This is a genomic window from Clostridium estertheticum subsp. estertheticum (assembly GCF_001877035.1).
Lineage (GTDB): Bacteria > Bacillota > Clostridia > Clostridiales > Clostridiaceae > Clostridium_AD > Clostridium_AD estertheticum.
In genome coordinates this window covers 642,896-664,138 of sequence record NZ_CP015756.1, presented here as the reverse complement: position 1 = coordinate 664,138, position 21,243 = coordinate 642,896, and the positions used below count along the sequence as shown (strand labels likewise).

Genomic DNA, 21,243 nt, shown 5'->3' with positions numbered 1-21,243 from the left:
TCGTCTATATAACCATAGATATTTGTTAACGTTAACATGTACTAATCTAAATTTATTCTTAATTTTACACTTCCAACGATGCCCGCTTTAATTTTAGCATTACAGATCTTGTTCGCTAATGAATTTGAAACCTCGATAGTCAATGTATTTAAACCTTGACTAACGTAATCTAAGATGTCAAAAATATATGGGGCCCACATTTTAATCTCTACTTCTTTTCCATTTATGAATACTTTCACGATTTCGTGGGCTTCTTCTAGTTCGAGCTGTATTTCATTTATCCCTTCTCTATTTTCAATTACAAATTGATTGCTATATATCATGGTTCCAGAATAATTTTTAAATCCTTCCCATTCGTTCCAAGGTGTTAGTTTTCCTTCATTCACAAGCTTATTTTTTTGGTCATAAACCTTCCAATCTGATTTTATATCCATAGTATAACAATTGCTGAATTTTTCTTTTTTATCATCGATCGTTGGAACCTTCGAAGTATCTAAAACGAATATAACACTTTCTCTTCTATTTATTTCTATAGGTATCTTTATATATTCATCATTTGTTTCTAATACTTTTTGCTTCTTAATTCTTCCTTTCCATGCATCCCATTTTTCTACATATCCAATGTTTTTTATATTTAAAATATCTTTTATCTTTTCTTCACCTTCATTTACAAGAACATAATAGTGCACACCATCTTTAACTACGTGGCTTACTCTTAATGATTTCTGGTTATGCTTAGTAAACAAATCACGGCTATTTAAACCATCAAGCACGTTTAATATCTCTATTGCTTCTTTAATAACTATAGCATCTTTTATTTTAATGTTATATCCCTTTTCATTGTTTATAATAATTGTTCCACCACCCTGCGAAAATTTCTCCAATGGTTTTATTATTTCTTCAGTAACACTACTTACATCCTCAATAATAATGATTTTATATTTTTGTTTTTGAATGTAAACAGCTCCATCCCTTATGTCGCATAAATCGCAGATTAGCAATTCCTTTTCAAAATAATTAAATTCAATAGAATTTTCATATAACGGCTTAACGCTCTTCCAAGGCAAATTATGATTTTCACATAATACAGCAATATCCGTTACGTTGTAACTATCCGTCATTATAAAACCCATTCTCTTCATATATTGTGAAATTTGGTTGTAATACGGCCACCATATATTATTTGGTCCTACATCTGGTGGTCTTTCTCCTATTCTTCTCTGTCCTCTTATTGAATAGAAAAAAGCATGAGGATATAAAAGGTTTACACCTCTTACAAATAACCAATCCATAAACCATTTCATATCGTCAACTGCAAATGACCATTCTATTTTATTTGCTCCACAACAAGCAAAACATTCATTTCCATTTTTTCTTTTACCTCTATGTCTAGCTGAATCAGAAGTACACTTAGCCATAGTAGTATTTTCTCCCTGAATAGCCTTATTATCCTCTGGAGCTACCCATCTCCATACAATATCTTGAGCTGGCACCTGAAAATACTTAAGTAATCCAATATCATCACTTTCATGAGGATGTCCTGTAAGTTCAATATTATGAGTTTCACACCACTCACTTATAGGTTTATAGTAAGATATTTCTAATTTTTTGTTTATGGCTCCGTTATATCTAGTTCTAATATTGATACTTTCTGTAGTTCCTTCTAACCACAATGCTGGTAGATCTTCCTCTCTTCCCCCCTGCCTAATATAAAATTCAAGAAACCCTCTTGTCCAAGCTATCATATTACCGTGGTTACCCCTACCCATTATGTCTGGTTCGTCAGTAAAGACTCCTGTTATTACATTCCCAAAATATTTGCCAAATTCTTTATAATACCTCTCATGGGTTAAACTTATAAAAGATTGTACTGCATAAGGATTAAGTAAATCACTTGAAGCTGGAGCTTCTAGTTCACCATCATCCTCACCAAAATGTATTCCTCTTATAGTCCCTTTGGTATATGCCTCTACAAAAATAATTATGTACCACTCACCCAAACTTGGAGGTACAAATGTTACTTTATTATGCTTACATATTGTTTTCTTTATCTGGGAACTATCAAATTTATTTTCTTCAACTTTTTTAATTGCTAAAGCTGATACTAGCATTTCTCCATCTTTTTCATGAAATTCTACTATTGTTTCATTGTGACATTTATATTCAAGCATTTTCAGTCCTCTGCTTGCATACTCAGGGTTATTATTTACAACCATACCATGAGCCGACCCTGAAGGGTACATAGCTTCATCATATAGTACTACCTTCATATTAAGTTTTTCTGCTTCCTCAATAGCTGAGCGTACAAAACCCATGAATTTATCTGAAAGATATTCAATCCTTTTAGGTATTCCTATCCTTGGATGAATAACAAATGCATTAACTCCCTTATTTGAGAAATCATTGATTTGCCTTATAATTTCATTTTTATCTAGATCATCATTCCAAAACCAAAAAGGGATTGGCGTATATTCATTTAAAGGATTAATAAATTCATTTCGTTGATTTTCAATCATTATCAAACATCCCTCCATAATAAAATGTATTATAATCCTACATTTTTTCTAATCTTTCTTCTACTTTATATTTTAACGTCTGTTATCGATTACCTAAAACATTTATATTCCTTTATTTACACAATCATACTTTTCTTCCAACATAAAGTCAATAGTTTTTTGTTTGTTTTGTTTGTTTTTTCTTTTTTTCATTTGTTTTATTTAAGAGTATAAAACAAAGGAAGAAAATCAACAACATGTAATTTTCTACGATGCGAAAAAATTACAAAAAAATAAACGTCCTTAGCCCCACGTAATTTAGGACTATAGACGCTTAAATAGTTTGTATTCTTAATTTTATACTTCTTACAATTCCTGATTTAAGTTTGGTATAACAGATTTGTCTTTATGATATGATTTACCTAAATTATTAGAAATTACAAAAGCAACTATAGCTGGTATAATCCATGCAAATCCTACACTAGATAGAGGAACATATTTGAAAAATCCAATACTATTTGCTGTTAAATCATTTATAGTATTTAAAACACTTACTATTAAAACTGTGTATGTAGTTATAGTAACTACCTTATTGTTTTTCACTATATCACCAAGTAACGTAGTAACTATTAAAACAATTACAATTGGATATATGATTTTCAAAATCGGATTTGCCAATTTAACTAAACTATCAACATCCTTCGTAGCCATTACTCCACTTACTAAAGCAATAGCAATAGCAATGCTTTCGTAAGATAATTTACCTTTGAATAGCTTAGCAAAGAATTTTGATCCAGCTGAAAGGATTCCTATAGCAGTCGTTAAGCATGCAAGAGTCACACATAAACTAAGTATAACACTACCAATACTACCTAGATCTAATCTAACAATTGATGTAACCAAACTAGTTCTGGATAAACTTTTTGAAAACAAGGTAGTTGTTTGAGTTCCAAGATACATAAGTCCAGTATACACAAAGGACAAACCGATTAGAGACACTAAAGCTGATTTCAAAGTTATCTTCATTATATCTTTTGGGCTTTGATAACCTTTTGCTTTAATAGACAAAAGAATTATTGATGAAAATATAACACCAGTCATAGCATCCATTGTCTGATATCCTTCTATTAATGCTTTTGAGAATCCACCTTGGTAAGATGTAGTTACAATTGGTCCAATAGGATGTATTATTCCTTTAACTATAATTATAGCGAGCATTAATAAAAGTGCTGGTGTTAGTACTTTACCTATACTATCAATTATTGAAGAAGGTTTAAGCGCAAATGCAAGCACTATTACAAAAAACACTATAATTGATATATTCTGTCCAATTGATGGAAATAAGGGATGTATTCCTAGTTCGAAAGTTGTTGCAGCAGTTCTTGGAATTGCGAATAAAGGCCCTATAATAAGAACTAAGGCTATAGAGACTATTACAGAAAATATTGGGCCTACTCTATCTGCCATTTTTTTGAAATCACCATTAATTTTAGCACAGGCAATTATAGCACATATAGGAATACCAACTCCTGTAATAAGGAAGCCTATAATTGAATATAACATTGCATCTCCGGCTGCCTTTCCTAATGCTGGTGGGAAAATTAGGTTTCCTGCACCGAAGAACATTGCAAATAATGCAGAACCTATAACTATTGAATGTTTTGTTGAATTTTTGATTTAAATAACCTCCGTCTTAATTAACATAAATAATTTAGTCTTTATTTTATGTATAAATATAATTTTACTATTTTAATGTTGCTTTAAATAATAATTACTTTATAATATATATTATACAACAAAAAGAACGGATGTGTTATAGTGAATTTTCCATTTAATAAAATAATATCAAAAAAAGACCATAAACCCAAACTTATGGCATTAGACTTTTTTAAATACATTGGACCTGGGTTACTAGTAACCGTAGGATTTATAGACCCTGGAAATTGGGCAGCAAACGTTTCTGCTGGTGCTAATTTTGGATATACTCTACTTTGGATGGTAACTCTTTCAACTATTATGCTTATTGTTCTTCAGCATAATGCTGCCCATCTTGGAATTGTTACAGGAAATTGCATATCAGAAGCATCTACTGCCACATTAAAACCAAGACTGAACAAATTTGTGCTTGGTTCTGCTGTGCTAGCTGCAGTATCTACTGCCCTTGCAGAACTTTTAGGTGGTGCTATCGCTTTAAATATGTTATTTGGTATACCTATAAAGCTAGGAACAGTTTTAGTTTTAGGTTTGATCTTATGGATGCTCTTTACAAATTCTTATAAGAAATTAGAAAGATGGATTATTGGCTTTGTTTCCATAATAGGAATATCTTTTATATTTGAATTAAGCCTTGTACATATCGAATGGGGAAAGGCTATGATAAGCTGGGTTAAGCCTTCTTTTCCTAAGGGATCTATTCCAATAATAATGAGTGTTCTAGGCGCAGTTGTAATGCCTCATAATCTATTTCTTCATTCGGAAATAATACAAAGTCGTCAATGGAATTTAAAAGATGAGAGTGTAATAAAAAAACAACTTAAATATGAATTTATGGATACTTTTTTTTCAATGATGGTAGGTTGGGCTATAAATAGTGCTATGATACTTATTGCTGCAGCTACTTTCTTCGCACAGAAAGTTCAAGTTACAGAGCTTAATCAGGCTCAGCAAATGCTGACACCTTTACTTGGAAGCACAGCCTCAGTAGTCTTTGCTTTAGCGCTACTCTTTGCCGGAATATCTTCGTCAGTTACTGCTGGTATGGCCGGTGGTAGTATTTTTGCGGGAATATTTGGGGAACCATATGATATTCATGATATTCATACAAAGCTAGGCATAGTAATTACCTTAGTTGGTGCTACAATAGCTATATTTTTTATATCGGAGCCATTTAAAGGTCTCATCTACTCACAAATGTTCTTAAGTATACAACTTCCTATAACTATATTCCTTCAGATTTATCTAACTTCTTCTAAAAAAGTTATGGGTAAATATGCTAACACTAGATTTGATAAGATTACTCTTTGGATTATTGGACTTATAGTCGCTGCACTTAATGTAATGTTATTATTAAGCTATATATTATAGATTGAAATAACAAAAAGGCAACTATTAGTTGCCTTCAGTATTTCATTTAGTCATGTAGTCTCTAGTCAAAGGCAAATCATTATTTACACCTTTGGCAAACAATATTTGATGAACATTAATGTTTCCGCAATTAAATGATGCAGCACATGCATTCAAATATAGTCTCCACATTCTTATAAATGTCTCGTCTTTAGTCTTTTCTATTATAGGAAGAGCATTTTCAAAGTTTTCAGCCCAGTGTTCAAGTGTCTTTCCATAATGCCTTCTAAGACTTTCTATATCAATTAATTCAAGTTCTAGTTCTGCTATATCTGAAATTATAGTTTTAATTGCAGGTACATGTCCACCTGGAAAAATGTATTTATCTATCCATGTATTATTACCTCCTTCATTTACTGCTGTTATACAATGAAGTAAAGAAAGTCCTTTATCTTTTAATAAGTCATTTACTATATGAAAATATTCAGATAAATTTTCTAGTCCTACATGTTCGAGCATTCCTACACTAACAATTCTATCAAAACTCATATTTTTTATTTCTCTGTAATCTTGAAGTTTAACTTCTACTAAATCTTCTAGTCCTTCTGCTTTTATTCTTTCATTAGCTTTTTGTAGTTGTTCTGAACTTAAAGTAACTCCAACAGCCTTTACTTTATATTGTTTTGCTGCCCTAATTATAAGTTCTCCCCATCCACATCCTATATCTAGTAAACTTTGTCCTTCTTTTAAGTTTAGTTTTGTTAAAATATGATTTATTTTATTGTTTTGGGCTTCATCTAAAGTATCCGTATCATTTTTAAAATATCCACAGGAATAATTCATAGAATCATCAAGCCATAATTTGTAAAAATCATTTCCAATATCATAATGAAATTGTATGTTATCTTTACTTCTTTTTATACTACTTTTAAACTTCTTTATGAGTTTTTCGTATTTTTCACTTTTACAAAGAAAGCTTTCTTCGTTATTGTATAGGGACTCTATAACCTCTTGTATACTACCCTTTATGTCTAATTTCTTTGTCATATATGCTTCTCCAAGCGTTATGGACGGATCATTTACAACATCCCCTTTTGATATTTTCTCATTAAAAATAATTTGAAACTTACTCTCACCTTCACCAAATTTCTCTACACTCCCATCCCAAAACTTAATTTCAAAGGGATTAGAAAATATGCCTTTAAATAAAGTGCTATAAAATAATTTATCACCAACCATAATTTATCACTCCTTGATTAAATATTAAATCTAATTTACTTATTTATTATTTAAAAAAATATAATTGTATTAGCTATACATTTATACATATTCACTATAGCAATTTGTACAACATTAAAATATAATTAACCTTGTTCACCCCTATTTAAATTAATATAATTCTTATAGTAATAGTGCTTTTTATAGTAAAATTAAAAGACTACTTAGCGTTATATATATATTATCATACTTTTTAATTTAATAATCAATATCTAATTGTACAAATATTAAACGTTAATTTTGTCTATATGCACATCATAATTTAATTTATCGTATCTATTTTTATAACTTAAAAGGAGATGTACTTATTGGAAATCTTAAGTAACAAATTAGCTAAAAATATTGTTGAAAGAACCATGAGTGCTGTTAATTATAATATAATTATAACCAATACATTAGGCATTATTATAGCGTCAGGAGATAAGAATAGAATTGGAGATATACATGAAGGAGCAATAATAGCGCTTAAATAAAATTCACAAAATTACAAATAAAAGCCCTAGAAACTACACTGACCTATTTGGGCTTTATAGCGCTATGCTTAACTCTTAATTCAACTTTATTTGAACGATAAATCGTCCATTTGTTTAACATAAATATCATAAGTGATATTCCTATGAAAATAATTGCGCTTTTCCACCATAGTGCACTATCTTGATTAATATTTGTATAAGATAAATTTGAAATATAAATATTAAATATGGAATATCTATTAGCAACTGCATTGGAAGTAAAAAGAAAATTAATTAAAAAGCCTCCAACTATGCCTCCTATACCAGTACAGAAAAAATTAGAAATTGTCATGGAACACACCCCGAAAAAAAGCGAACATGACATGCAAGTAATAACCGTCTTAAAATAGCTAATTAAAATGACTGTACCTATAACACTACCTGGTTTATCAACTAAGAATAAATCAATAAAAAATACAATACTAACCATTATAAATATAAAACATAAGTTGATGAATATTCTTCTAGCCATGATTCCCAATTTATTTCTATTAGTTAAATAAAAATTATCCATAGTTTTATGTGAATATTCTATACTGTAAATATTTGAAAATACAATTACCGATGCCCATGCTATATTCCCTAAAATTGACATGCCTATTTCTGTTACTCCCCTGTTTTCAGTAAGTATTGTGGTTATAGTAAAAATTAGTAATATAAATGCAACAGATAATTGAATTGGTGAGGCCGCTATCTTGGCATTATATTTTACAAACGCAAAAGCTCCACTCTTTTGGGGTGGTTTTGAATCTCTTACTAAGCTAGTATGAGAAAATTTAAACTTTCTACTTCGTTTTCTAGCCTCGCTAGTTCTAGCCCAAATATGACAAGATGTTAAAAGGAAAATCACACTTAAAATACAAAGCCCAATACGATTGATAATATAGGCTTGCATTTGACTATGTGGAACTAACTGATAAAAATTATCATATGATATAATTGGGGCAAGCCACATCCATTGTACGCAGGTACCATCTGATAATGTTGTTGTCATCATAGAAGATAATATAGTTATAAAAAAAAGTGGTATTGCAGCAAATCCATTTCTAAATAAAAGAGAAACTAAAACCATAAGACTTGCGTAAAATAAAATGGTTGGAACGGTATAGAATAATATATTTGTCCATAATGCACCTAGATATAAGGGCATTCCCAATTTAGAACAAAATATTATATCCCATACACTAAAAATCAGAGTATCAAATGCTATTGCAAATAAACACATTGAAAATGCACCTGCAAATTTTCCTGTAATATACGTTAAATTTGATATTGGCTTTGAAAGTAACAGATCATGCAGCGATGGTTGCAGTTCCTTTTGGAAAAGAAATGCAAAAAAGAGTATAAAGATAATTGATACATACACAGCAGTATCTTGGGCATATTGACGTGCAAAAGAATTAGAAAATGTTTGATTCGTTTTATGTAAATAACTCATAAATTCAGGATATGTTGCGTCCAGTTTATCCGCACTCAATGTATAATTCTTATAAAGCATATCCTGACTGCATTCATTTTGGTTAACTGAGGGAAATTTCTGATACAGCTGGCTCTGAAGATCTATAAGACTATCCCTTGTCCATGTTTCGCGCGAGTAAATTTTTAGTGATAGCCATTTAATAATTTTATCTGAATCCTGCTTGTTATTCTCTATAAATCTATTGGAAATTCCTTTTATAAAATAGGCATTTCGATCTTTACCTGAAACAGGTATTGAAACGTCACCTGCTGTACTAGAACTTAATATACTAGTTAAATCTGCTGGCGTCTTAAGTTGATAATGATTAAAATATTTAATACTAGTACTAATAGATAACACCAGTAGCATACAAGTTAATAGCCAAAAGAATTTACTTTTAGCTTGAATCTTTATTTCAAAACCAACAATTTCTAACCAAGATCTCATTTACTCACCTTCTTATCCATTAGATTTCTTACATAAATATAAGCGTCCTCTATGTTAGAATTTTCAGTTACCGAATCTTCTACTTTAAAATCACTTATAAAACGAACACATATACCTTTGCTTGTGTAAACACTATTTGTAATAGTATGTTGTTTGCTAAATTGGATTAGTTCAGCTTCATTCTGAACATTTTTTGTAAAAACATGATTGTTTGCAATATTAATTAATTCAGGAACCGATCCAGTAAATATTATTTTACCTTTTTCCATGATAGCTAGTTTATTGCAAATACTTGCGACGTCTTCCACTACATGGGTGGATAGGATTATAGTTCGTCCTTTAGAAACCTTGCTTAAAAGCATTCGAATTCTAATACGTTCTTCTGGATCAAGACCAGTAGTCGGTTCATCTACTACTAATAGAGAAGGATTATTTAGCATTGCTTGAGCTAATCCTACTCTACGCTTCATTCCACCTGATAACTGCCTTATTTTCTTATTAGCATGTTCTTCTAGATTCGTTTCTTCCAGTAGTATGTCAATCTGTTTCGTCCTATCTGAAAGACTCATTAAAGATAATATTCCAAAGTAATCTAACGTTTCACGAATTGTTAAGTTTGGATGAAGTCCAAGTTCTTGAGGTAAATAACCAATTTTACATCTTATTTTTGAGGCGTTTTTTGAATTAATAATTGTACCATCCATATTAACTAGACCGCTAGTTTGATTCATTAACGTTACAAGAATTCGCATTAATGTAGTTTTCCCTGCACCATTTTCTCCCAAAAGTCCAAAAACTCCTTCTCCAATGCGAAGAGATATGTCATTAAGCGCCATTGGTCCATTATTATATTGCTTTTTTAAATTAGATATTTCTATGAACATGTTTATACCCCCCCGTTTTTGATATTCATAATTCCTATTTAGCTAAGTAATATCAGTCTTTAAATAATATGCAATACACATTGTAATTCCAATTATAAAAGTTGAAATTGCAAGCACTATACTTACACTTGGCAATGGAATTGAATTATTTATTATCATTATATCTTGATTATAAATATTAGTTTTGAAAGAATTTGTCATTATTTGTATAGGATAAGTAATTGCCAGGTATTCTATAATTCCTGGCTTAATCTGGGGTACACACATATTAAATACGGTTATAATCCCCCCATAAACCATTGGCAATATCATATTTCTACTTGCTTGTGCTATAAAAATAGCAATTGGCAAAATTGCATATTGGGCAAATAAAATGTACATATTCATTTTTAAATAATCTATGATTATCCTCTTTGCAAGTGCTTCATGAGGAAGTAATAATCCTGCCAAAACAGCAAATAAAAGCTGTAAAATCATAATACATGATGTCATTGTTATTATAGTTAAAAACTTTGATATAAATATTTTTGTCCTGCTAATAGAGTAGGAGAATAAGGTCTGGGCAGTATTATAAGAGAATTCTCTTGTGTAAATATATGAAGAAATAAATACATACATAGGTAGATTAATTAATGTCATACATCCTTCTTCTTGTAAAAGATACATATCCCAGGTTATTAAATTATACTCAGCATGCCATTTTATATATAACAATATCGGGGGAAGCAAAATTATTATAGCTATGGTTAAAAACAAATATGATTTCTTTAACTTTAAAAATTCACAATAAATAAGATTAAACATTCCCCTCTCCCCCTGTTAGCCTTACAAAATAATCTTCTAGATTGTCCACACTATGCTGCATCTCATGCAGTTCCAAATCATTGTTAATGAATAGTTTAGCTATTTGTGACACCTTATCAAGATTTTCATAAATTCTTAGAACATTTTTTTCTAATACATCAAAATCCTTAATATTAAGTTTGTTTTCAAGCAAGAAACAAGCTTTTTTATCATCACTTACTTTTACCCTAAGATATTTTCTGTTTCTTCTCTGAAGTTCCCTATAGTCTATTTCTTCAAGTAGTTTCCCCCTATGAATAACGCCTATCTTTGTTGCTAGATATTCAATCTCACTTAAAATATGGCTTGATATAATAATAGTTATACCCTTTTTATTTTTTAGTTCTAACAATATTTCTCTAATATCTCTTATACCCAGGGGATCTAACCCATTAGTTGGTTCATCTAAAATAAGTAGTTCTGGCTTATGCAGTATTGCTCTTGATATGCCTAGTCTTTGCTTCATACCTAGTGAGTAATTTTTAACCTTTTTATTCTTAATTTCATCATAATTTAGACCCACTATTTCTAAGGCTTCCTTTATATACTCTATATTTTCTATACCTGCCATTCTTCTATGGATCTCTAAATTTTCCTCTGCAGTTAAATTTGGATAGAATCCAGGATACTCTATTAATGAACCTATTTTTTTATATATTTTCTTTGAATAATTATTCTGTCCAAACAGCTCAACCTCTCCTTGTGAAATTCTTATAAGTCCCATAAGCATTCTTAATGTTGTAGTTTTTCCCGCACCATTCTGTCCTAAAAATCCATATATCTCCCCCTTTTCTATATTAATATTTAAATTATCTACTACGGACACTCCCTTGTATTTTTTAGTTAAATTATGCGTTCTTATTACATATTCCACAAAATCACCTCATTAAATATTAAAAGGACTATGCTTTAATAATAAACCATAATCCTTAACTCTCATTAACACACTTCTTACACGTTTCTTAACTTTTTAATAATAAATCTTACATAATACTCCTAAGTGTTATTTTAAACGTTGTTTTTTCATAGGGCTTACTACTAACTTCAATGATTCCTTCATGCTTTTCTACTAGTTTTTTTACTATAGCTAAGCCCAGACCACTACCTGTTTGTCTATTATTTCTTGATTTATCCACTGAATATAAGCGTTTAAAAATATATGGTATTTCCTCCTGGGGTATTCCTCTACCCATATCCCATATTTCCAAGACCACGCTATCCATTTCCCCATCTAAACTCACTCCAATTACTTTTCCTTCTGCTCCGTACCTTAGAGCATTAGCTATTAGATTTTGTATTACTCTATAAATAGCCCCTTCATCAGCTCGAATAAATAAATCAACATTTGAAATATCTATTACTAATTCAATACCATTAATTTCAAAATCCTTTATGAAGGATAATATACACTGTCTCATAATTTCACTGATATTAACTCTTTTAAAAGTTAGTACAACATCACTAGAGTCAAACTTTGATAAACTAAAAAATTCTTCAATTAGCCCCCTTAATATTTCTCCCTTTGTACTTATTATCTCTAAATATTCCATGTGTTCTTCATCATTTAAGCTATTATCATCCCTTAGCATTTCAATATATCCTAGCATTGTTGTCAGCGGAGTCCTAAAATCATGGGATATATTAGATATCATTTTTTTCCTGTCTTCTTCATATTGTTTGTTCAAGGAAACTATTTTTTGAAATTCATCTATAAGTCTATTCAAATTAATAATTAAATTTTTAACCCTAGGATTATAGTCATAAATCCTAATCCTTTCATTAAAATTTCCATCCATAACTTCTTTTATATTATCTGAAATACTATGTATTTTTATATTTTGAAATACTATAACTAAAGCTAGAATAATTGTTGTGAGCACAAATATGTATATCATTTTAAACTCCCCAACCTATACCCTATTCCCCAGACAGTCTCTATATATTTGGGCTTGTCAGGGTTGTCTTCAATTTTATTTCTTAATCTCCTGATATGAACCATCACAGTATTATCATCTCCCAAATATTCTTCTCTCCATACAGAACTGAATATTTGGGCCTTCGTAAACACTTTATTAGGATTTTTAAAAAATAACTTTAATAGCTCATATTCCTTTGCCCTAAGATTAATTGTTTTGTCTTTTTTTATAGCTGTATAATTATCTAAATCAAACTTTATTTCTCCATACTCTATGGTATTCCCCATAATATCATTGCTTGAACTATAGTACATATATCTTCTAAGCAGAGCCTTCACTCTTGCAATAAGCTCTGCTATTGCAAAAGGCTTTACTAAATAATCATCTGCGCCAAGCCCTAAACCTATTATTCTATCACTCTCTTCGGCTTTTGCAGATACCATAAGTATAGGTACCATACTTTTCATTCGAATCCTTCTCATAACCTCTATTCCGTCGATTTTGGGAAGCATTATATCTAAAATAAATAATTTGCAATTTTCTTTATCCCAAACATTAAGTGCCTCTTGTCCATCAAATGCACAGGAAACTGCATACCCTTCTTTAGTCAAAGCTTTTTTTATCATATTACTTATGTCCTTATCATCCTCAACTATTAAAATTTTAATTTCTTCCATAGTAAGCCACCTCTTTAATTTTCTAACCGACCAGTTTGAATTAAATCATCTCCTGGGTCGCTGCAATATTCAACTGTTATATTTGTAATTATATACTTAATTGGTAACAATTTAAATAATATAAAATTTAATGTGTCTAAAGTGATAGAACCACATATAACAATGAAAACTTTTTAAAATCAAAAAATACTCTACCACTAATTATAGTGTTATAATTTATTATATGTATGCGCGGGAGACCTATCCCCTAATACAGTAGATGCAAGGAGGGGAATGAAATTAAAAATAGTGATTTGATTTATAAAACTTATTTACAGATTTTGAAAGAAGAACTAGTACCTGCAATGGGATGTACTGAACCAATTTCAATTGCATATGCGTCTGCAAAAGGTAAAGAAGTATTAGGTCATACACCTGATAGAACTATTGTAGAAGTGAGTGGCAACATTATTAAAAATGTTAAAAGTGTTATAGTTCCTAATACAGGTCATTTAAAAGGAATTGCTGCTGCAACAGCAGCTGGTATTATAGCAGGCAACCCTGAAAAGAAACTAGAAGTTATTTCAGATGTATCTAATGAAGATAAAGAAAGGATCAAAGAATACTTATCTACTTTTCCTATAGAAGTTAAACTTATAGATACGCCATTTATATTTGATATACAGATAACTGTATTTTATAAAGAAACATATGTAAAAGTAAGAATTGTAAACTATCATACCAATATTATTTTAATTGAAAAGAATGGTGAGATACTTTATCATAAAGAAGCAACATCATCAAAGGAAGAAGGTCTTAGTGGTAAAGAATTATTAAGCGTAAAGGATATTGTTGATTTTGCAGATTCTGTGGATATAAAAGATATAGAGGATGTTATTGGTAGACAGATTGAATATAACTCAAAAATTGCAGAAGAAGGATTAAAAAACAGTTATGGTGCCAATATAGGAAGTGTTCTAATTTCGACATATGGCTCTGATGTTAAAGTAAGAGCAAAGGCGAAAGCTGCTGCAGGATCAGATGCCAGGATGAATGGATGTGAACTACCTGTCATTATAGTTTCCGGTAGTGGTAATCAGGGAATGACAGCTTCACTTCCTGTCATTGAATATGGTAATGAATTAAAAGTTTCAAAAGATAAACTTTATAGAGCTTTGGTTATTTCAAATTTAGTTACAATACATCAAAAGACTGGTATAGGAAGGCTTTCAGCTTATTGTGGCGCTGTTTGTGCAGGAGCTGGAAGTGGAGCAGGCATTACTTACTTATATGGAGGAGGGTACCGAGATATTTCTCATACAATTGTTAACGCATTATCAATAGTTTCTGGAATAATTTGTGATGGTGCTAAAGCCTCATGTGCTGCTAAAATTGCTACATCTGTAGATGCTGGAATTCTAGGCTATCATATGTTTAAAGAAGGGCAGCAGTTTAAGGGTGGCGATGGTATTGTGAGAAAAGGTATTGAAGCTACTATATCAAGTGTAGGTAAACTTGCAAAAGAAGGAATGAAAGAAACCGACAAAGAAATCATCAAAATTATGATGGAAGATTAAAAGGTAGAGACTTTTTTAGTCTCTACCTTTTAATTTAAATTTTTCTTTTTACATACTTATTTATATTATAGTTGTTACTTAATACTCCAGAAATATTCCCATCAGAATCTACCGCTATAACTTTTAAAGTTTTGGTAGAATTTATCTTAATATATCCCCTATAAGGTGTACTTTTAGTTGTTGGAGTACTACCATCTAAAGTATAAAATGCCCTCAACGGCTCTGAATACCTAGCATAAAGTTGAACCATTATACCCCTATTATATGAACCCGAAGCCATACTAGCTACCGGCGTAGGTATTAATGTAGGCAATGTTATAGGTGTTGTTACAGTAACTGGTACCGTAACAGGTGTAATAACGGAGGGTGTACTACTAATACCTTGAATTAAACCATATCCATATAAGGAATCTCTTCCTACCACTCCAAGATCTTTCACATTATTATCCAGTAATTGCCTTAATTGAACATTAGTATATTCTGGATATTTTTGTTTTAAAATAGCCAAATCTCCTGCTACAAAAGGTGTTGCCATAGATGTACCACTCATTTCTTCATATCCACCATTTAAGTAAGTACTCATTATATTAACCCCTGGTGCACTTACTTCTACCTTATTTCCAGTTGACGAAAAATATGCTCTAGTATTTGTAGAATCCACTGCACCAACTGCAATAACAGAAGCATAATTAGCAGGGTATTCAACATTAGTACCTTTCCCCGTAACCTTTCCATCATTACCAGCTGCTGCCACTATCAGTATTCCAGCTTTATAAGCTGTATCAACAGCATTTTGGAGAGTAACATCTGACTGATCCGATCCTAAACTCATAGATATAATATCCATTTTATTTTCTATAGCCCAATCTATACCAGATATTATGTCTGAAGTATAACCACTACCTGTTGAGTCAAGTGCTTTTACAGCATATATTGACGCATCCGGAGCTACTCCTTTAACTCCACCATTTAATCCCTTACCAGCAATAATTCCTGTTACAACTGTACCATGTCCATTATCATCAGCATATGATGTTGTCTTTGAACCATTTATTACATTAGTCCCACCAGCAACTGTCAAATCCGTATGTGTAGCTACTCCAGAATCTATAATTCCAATTTTTACTCCTTTACCACTTAATCCAGATTGGAAGGAGGCCTCTGCATTTATATCCCTTATGCCCCAATCAGCATAGGTAGTTGACGACATTTTAACCACTTTATCTTCTTCAACATAGGCTACATTTGAATCCTTTTTTAAACTTGCAAGACTTTGGGTAGTCATATCAGCTACAACTGCATTAATATTCTTAAATCGATGTTTTAATTTCCCACTATGCTTTGCTACAGTTTGGCTTTCATTAATACTGCTTGTCTTAAATTTAACTATGTATCTTTTCGTACCACTCTTCACTGTGGTGGCCGCAAAAACTGTCCCACAAGTTAATATAATAAATAATGTTGTCGCTAAGAATATTGTAAATAATTTTTTTGAGTTCACTCTACCCCACCCCTTTAATTTCTTTTAACACTTATTACTAATAATACTAATAATACTTTATAAATGTCAAAGAAATATGTGAATATTATATAATAATATTCTTAATGCACCCATTACTGTTAAGGCTCAATAGACGGCTGAGAAAATGATGGAATTATAACCTTCGCTTTAAATAGATCTCCGTCAATTTCAATACTAAGGCCCCCTCCTTGAAGCTCAATGATGCTTTTGGCAATTGAAAGCCCAAGTCCTGATCCTTCAGTGTTTCTGGACTTATCACCCCTAATAAATCTCTCAAATATTTCTTCATTATCAAAATCCATCTCATAAGATGAGATGTTTTTCATATTTATAATTATTTGATTATCCCGTTCAATTAAATCAATATATACTCTAGTTTTAGGAAGCGTATACTTTAATATATTATTTATGAGGTTTTCAAATACTCTCCAGGTCTTTTTTCCATCTAAATTAGCATAAATCTTTTGCTTTGGAACTTTCACCTTAAATATTAAAGATGAATTACTAATTTTATCATGAAGTTCAGCTAATGATTGTTGCAAAAGTGCTGTTATATCTACTTTTTCCATATTAAGTTCCACCGCACCACTCGCCATCTTAGAAGCTTCGAATAAGTCATCTATCAGTATCTTAAGTCTCTGGGATTTTCTATCTAATACATCTATATACCCTTGTGATTCTTCTTTAGATAAACCTTCTTTTTTTAGAAAATCAACATAATTTATAATAGAAGTAAGTGGAGTTTTTAGATCATGAGATACATTAGTTATGAGTTCAGACTTAAGTCTTTCACTTTTTATCTCATTCTCAAGAGACTTTTTGAACCCAGCCTTCATATTATTTATATTGTTGGCAAGCTTAAAAAGATTTCCTCTCCCTTTTTCTACTATTGTATAATTAAGATTTCCTGAAACTATTTCTTCCGTTCCCTTTATAATACTTCTCAAAAATCTTATTTTATTAAAAAAATAAATGAAGATAAATACAAAATAACAAATTATATATATCATCGGGATTATTTCAATCCTAGATGATACCTTGAAAAGGATATAGACTAAAAATATCACTACTCCAGAGAACATTGTAAGTATAATAATGCCTCTTTTAGATAATTGATAAAAAGCACATTTCTTTACTTGCTCTCTAAATTCTTCTCTATTTTTATATAACCCATATACCATAATAAGATTGTAAATACAATAAATCATATAAAATGCTATAATAGTAAGTGTGCAAAATTGTGCGTAATTATATGGTTTGTAGAAAAATGCCACATTATCTATATATGTATTCATTATAAAATAATATATCATAAATAAAAATATTCTCACATCTAATGGTATTTTATTGTACCACTTTTTTAATTTTTTAATAAAAGGCATCTGCTCTTTATTTTTCTTTAATATAAAAATAAGTATAATCCCTATAATAAATGCCACAAATCCTATGATAATCTCTTTAATAATTCTTTGTCTCACAGAATTATAATAATTGTAATTTTCATATATATAGCTCGTTTTATCTATATCCTTTGGAATAATGAAATATGCTTCTCCGCTAGTACCTACCCACTGATTTATTGTAAACATATCCTTATTGAGGTTTAAAGATTTATCCGGAAATTTCATACTATAAAAGGCATTGTTTTTTACATATAAATTTATATCTGAAACGTTTACTATGTTTGTATATATAACATTGTTTTTACCCTTTGTCATATAATATTTTATTATAGTTTTCCCCTCTACAGCTCTTTTAATATTTTCATAGTCTTTATTTTTATATAGAGCAATTTTCTTTTTCGCATTATCTAACGTTTTTTCATTTTCCTTTTTAAATTCATTAAGCTCTTTATTTTTTGCATCAGTTAGTCTACTAATCTCAACATTATTGCCTTTTTTCTCTGCTGCTAATAAATCATTTTTATACTTATTACTTAATTGATCTTCCTTAGTTCTCAAATTAGCATCATATGTTGTTTTTGATGGCATTATTTCTCCATTTGTAACTTTTTCGTCATCTGACTTGTGTGAATAGTCTTTATATATAACATTTAACGCTTCTATATTATTAAAATAACCAACAATTTCTGCCTTGAACTCTGAACTAGTAAAATAGGGCTCCATTCTTAAATAATTTTTATTTTTTATAATGTCCATTACTGACAAGTTTAAAAGAGCCAACATATATGCACTTATAATAAAGGCTATGACCCAATATTTATTTCTCGATTTTGTATCCAATCCCCCACACCACCTTTAAGTATTCAGGTTCCTTTGGATTTATCTCTATCTTCTCTCTTATTCTCCTTATATGAACTGACACAGTATTTTCTCCATTATAAAATGTTTCTTCCCAAACTCTCTCATATATTTCTTCAATTGAAAACACCCTCCCTTTATTCTCCATTAGAAGTTTCAATATTCTATATTCTATAGGTGTAAGACTCATTTCTTTTTCATCAATTGTTACCATTTTCGAATTTTTATTTAATATAAGTCCTCGCACATTTATCTCATCATCGCATTCTTTATAATTACCAAGGCTTGTATATCTTCTAAGTCCAGATTTAACTCTTGCTATAAGTTCCATTGGATTAAAGGGTTTTGTAATGTAATCATCCGCACCCATATTAAGACCTAGTATTTTGTCTGTATCTTCTGATTTAGCTGAAAGCATTATTATTGGAATATTTTTATTTTCCCTAATTTTAAAGGTAGCCTTAATTCCATCCATTCTAGGCATCATTATATCCATTAATATAAGGTGAATTTCTTCTTCCTTCAAAACCTCCAAGGCCTCTATACCATCCACAGCTTGAAACACTTTTATCCCTTCATTTTTCAAATATATCTCAATAGCTTCCCTTATTTCATATTCATCATCTACAACCAAAACATTAAATTTAGTCATTCTAACCACCCCATTATATATATTATATATGTTAATATGAGAACTTTACAACTAAACCTATCTCATAAAGAATGCAAAAGGGTCCTTAGCTAAACCATTAGATTTAACCGTAATGTTTATATTACGAGTGTGATAAATTTTACCCTTATAATCTTTTGCTTGATTATCACATATATATGCATAATCATAACTTCCTTCTTTTACCCATTTCATAAATACATAAGTATGAGTTGGAAAACCACTTTGCTGTCCATTAGCATCTGTAGTAAAACATATATCTCCTGGCATTAATTTTTTATAATTGCTTTGTTTTTTAAAACCTTTATGTGAAAGTAAAGATATCATTTGCTCTGTATTACTTGTTTCTAACGGAACGTTAAAATTATTTTTCCTTAAAACTTCAGATAAAAAATAAACGCAGGTATTTTTTGAACTGCCCTTATTTAATTTTACGGATGTATTATAAACATCTGTCCGCTTCCCTTTATCTTGTAGAAAACCATATATATTTTCGTTTAAGTGTGGATATTCATTTTGTATAATACTATTTTTTATAACTATTACTACTATACTCGTAAAAACTACAACAAGTAAAATGAGCATAACTTTTTTCATTTGGTATTTCCCCCTTTAATATCAGTAACTATAATTAATTATACAGGACACTTTTTACAAAATACTTATCATAATTCTTACAAATTTATTAAGAAAATGCAAATACCCCTCTTTATAGTAACAGATTTTTATAACAAATTCGACTTGATTATAAAAACCCATATAAAGTAACTTTTAGTTACCTCATATGGGTTATACTTAAACTTCTAAAAATGCATGATGGGACTTTATTTAAACAGTTAATTACTTATTTTATATATTTATAATTTCATAATTGATTTTTTATCTAAAGAATTTAAAGCTTCCGGAGTATGTGTTGATAAATAAACAGTAGCATTCTTTTTAATAAATTCTCTTACCTTTGCTAGACTTTCAAAAGCTAAATCCTTATCTTCAAATACAACTGATAACTCATTTCTTCTTAGTGCCTCATCTGTATAAGTTATATCTCCATGAATCATATAATATAATTCATTATCTTCTACTACAACTATTGAAGTTCCTTCGGTATGACCAGGGGCAGGTAACATAACAATTCCATCTGCTATTTTCTTACTGCTTTCGAAATTATGATATTTACCATCTTCAAACTTAACTTTAATTATATTTTCATCATCTAATTTCATATCGTTTGCTTCTGTTTCGGATATATATATTTTTGAGTTATTAAATAATCTTATTTCTCCAGAGTGATCAGGATGCTTATGAGTAATTACAACCTTGTCTATGTCACTAGGTTTATATCCAACATTTTTTAGAGCAGTTACAAAATCAGCAACTTTTTCACCCATATATAACATTTGATTAGGTGTTCTTTCAAATGGTGCGGTTTCAACTGGTAATCCTGTATCTACCAAAATAATTTCTTTTCCTGTATCTATTAAATAATTTTGTAAACTAGCTGGGTATATTTTATTTGAATCCACATCTTCTTTCTTCATAGATCCACCCAAAGCAAAGGCTTCTCTCATTTCTCCATTTTTATAAAATTCTAAAGCTACAATTTTCATTATTAATTTCTCCTTTTTATATTGTAAAATCCAATATTATTTTGTATTGTTAA

General features: G+C 30.2%; 17 protein-coding genes. 3 read left to right on the top strand and 14 right to left on the bottom strand.

What is annotated here, in order from left to right:
* Positions 1-41 precede the first annotated feature (41 nt).
* Both A7L45_RS03190 and brnQ read right to left on the bottom strand, forming a co-directional pair.
* Positions 42-2,516 carry a glycosyl hydrolase gene (locus tag A7L45_RS03190; RefSeq protein WP_071611429.1) on the bottom strand — a complete coding sequence of 825 codons (2,475 nt, stop codon included), beginning with the start codon at positions 2,514-2,516 and terminating at the stop codon, positions 42-44.
* Positions 2,517-2,861: 345 nt separating this feature from the next.
* On the bottom strand, positions 2,862-4,121 hold the full coding sequence (gene brnQ, locus A7L45_RS03185) for a branched-chain amino acid transport system II carrier protein (protein ID WP_071611428.1): 1,260 nt from the start codon (positions 4,119-4,121) through the stop codon (positions 2,862-2,864).
* 246 nt (positions 4,122-4,367) lie between these two features.
* On the opposite strand from brnQ, the gene A7L45_RS03180 reads away from it, so the two are divergent.
* The gene (locus A7L45_RS03180; RefSeq protein ID WP_071614840.1) at positions 4,368-5,579 is read left to right on the top strand and encodes an Nramp family divalent metal transporter; all 1,212 of its coding nucleotides are present in this window, start codon (positions 4,368-4,370) and stop codon (positions 5,577-5,579) included.
* Positions 5,580-5,621: 42 nt separating this feature from the next.
* Here A7L45_RS03180 and A7L45_RS03175 read toward each other — a convergent pair whose 3' ends face one another.
* Complete coding sequence (locus A7L45_RS03175) at positions 5,622-6,797, bottom strand: SAM-dependent methyltransferase (RefSeq protein WP_071611427.1); 1,176 nt, start codon at positions 6,795-6,797, stop codon at positions 5,622-5,624.
* Between the two features lie 347 nt (positions 6,798-7,144).
* On the opposite strand from A7L45_RS03175, the gene A7L45_RS03170 reads away from it, so the two are divergent.
* Positions 7,145-7,309 (top strand): sugar diacid recognition domain-containing protein, encoded by a 165-nt coding sequence (locus A7L45_RS03170; protein WP_151554015.1) that lies wholly within the window; start codon positions 7,145-7,147, stop codon positions 7,307-7,309.
* 43 nt (positions 7,310-7,352) lie between these two features.
* Here the strand turns inward: A7L45_RS03170 and A7L45_RS03165 are convergent, their stop codons facing one another.
* From A7L45_RS03165 to A7L45_RS03140, 6 genes are all read right to left on the bottom strand, one after another.
* Positions 7,353-9,254, bottom strand: coding sequence for an ABC transporter permease (locus tag A7L45_RS03165; RefSeq protein ID WP_071611426.1), 1,902 nt, complete (start codon positions 9,252-9,254; stop codon positions 7,353-7,355).
* Complete coding sequence (locus A7L45_RS03160) at positions 9,251-10,138, bottom strand: ABC transporter ATP-binding protein (RefSeq protein ID WP_071611425.1); 888 nt, start codon at positions 10,136-10,138, stop codon at positions 9,251-9,253. The genes A7L45_RS03165 and A7L45_RS03160 overlap by 4 nt, the downstream gene beginning before the upstream one ends.
* Positions 10,139-10,180: 42 nt before the next feature.
* Complete coding sequence (locus tag A7L45_RS03155; protein WP_071611424.1) at positions 10,181-10,942, bottom strand: ABC transporter permease; 762 nt, start codon at positions 10,940-10,942, stop codon at positions 10,181-10,183.
* Positions 10,935-11,855 (bottom strand): ABC transporter ATP-binding protein, encoded by a 921-nt coding sequence (locus A7L45_RS03150; RefSeq protein WP_071611423.1) that lies wholly within the window; start codon positions 11,853-11,855, stop codon positions 10,935-10,937. The genes A7L45_RS03155 and A7L45_RS03150 overlap by 8 nt, the downstream gene beginning before the upstream one ends.
* A 109-nt stretch (positions 11,856-11,964) precedes the next feature.
* The gene (locus A7L45_RS03145) at positions 11,965-12,876 is read right to left on the bottom strand and encodes a sensor histidine kinase (protein ID WP_071611422.1); all 912 of its coding nucleotides are present in this window, start codon (positions 12,874-12,876) and stop codon (positions 11,965-11,967) included.
* Complete coding sequence (locus tag A7L45_RS03140; RefSeq protein ID WP_071611421.1) at positions 12,873-13,574, bottom strand: response regulator transcription factor; 702 nt, start codon at positions 13,572-13,574, stop codon at positions 12,873-12,875. Before A7L45_RS03140 ends, A7L45_RS03145 begins: the two co-directional genes overlap by 4 nt.
* A gap of 278 nt (positions 13,575-13,852) precedes the next feature.
* Here A7L45_RS03140 and A7L45_RS03135 point away from each other — a divergent pair, with 278 nt between their 5' ends.
* The gene (locus A7L45_RS03135; protein ID WP_071611420.1) at positions 13,853-15,130 is read left to right on the top strand and encodes an L-cysteine desulfidase family protein; all 1,278 of its coding nucleotides are present in this window, start codon (positions 13,853-13,855) and stop codon (positions 15,128-15,130) included.
* A 34-nt stretch (positions 15,131-15,164) separates the two neighbouring features.
* On the opposite strand, the gene A7L45_RS03130 is transcribed toward A7L45_RS03135, so the two are convergent.
* The 5 genes from A7L45_RS03130 to A7L45_RS03110 all read right to left on the bottom strand — a co-directional run bounded on the left by A7L45_RS03130 (position 15,165) and on the right by A7L45_RS03110 (position 21,190).
* On the bottom strand, positions 15,165-16,631 hold the full coding sequence (locus A7L45_RS03130; protein WP_071611419.1) for a S8 family serine peptidase: 1,467 nt from the start codon (positions 16,629-16,631) through the stop codon (positions 15,165-15,167).
* A 119-nt stretch (positions 16,632-16,750) separates the two neighbouring features.
* Positions 16,751-18,895, bottom strand: coding sequence for a sensor histidine kinase (locus A7L45_RS03125; RefSeq protein WP_224616790.1), 2,145 nt, complete (start codon positions 18,893-18,895; stop codon positions 16,751-16,753).
* Positions 18,873-19,565 carry a response regulator transcription factor gene (locus tag A7L45_RS03120; protein WP_071611418.1) on the bottom strand — a complete coding sequence of 231 codons (693 nt, stop codon included), beginning with the start codon at positions 19,563-19,565 and terminating at the stop codon, positions 18,873-18,875. The genes A7L45_RS03125 and A7L45_RS03120 overlap by 23 nt, the downstream gene beginning before the upstream one ends.
* Positions 19,566-19,622: 57 nt before the next feature.
* Positions 19,623-20,180: a hypothetical protein gene (locus A7L45_RS03115; RefSeq protein WP_071611417.1), complete on the bottom strand. Its 558-nt coding sequence runs from the start codon at positions 20,178-20,180 to the stop codon at positions 19,623-19,625.
* Between the two features lie 260 nt (positions 20,181-20,440).
* Positions 20,441-21,190 (bottom strand): MBL fold metallo-hydrolase, encoded by a 750-nt coding sequence (locus A7L45_RS03110; protein ID WP_071611416.1) that lies wholly within the window; start codon positions 21,188-21,190, stop codon positions 20,441-20,443.
* Positions 21,191-21,243: the final 53 nt, after the last annotated feature.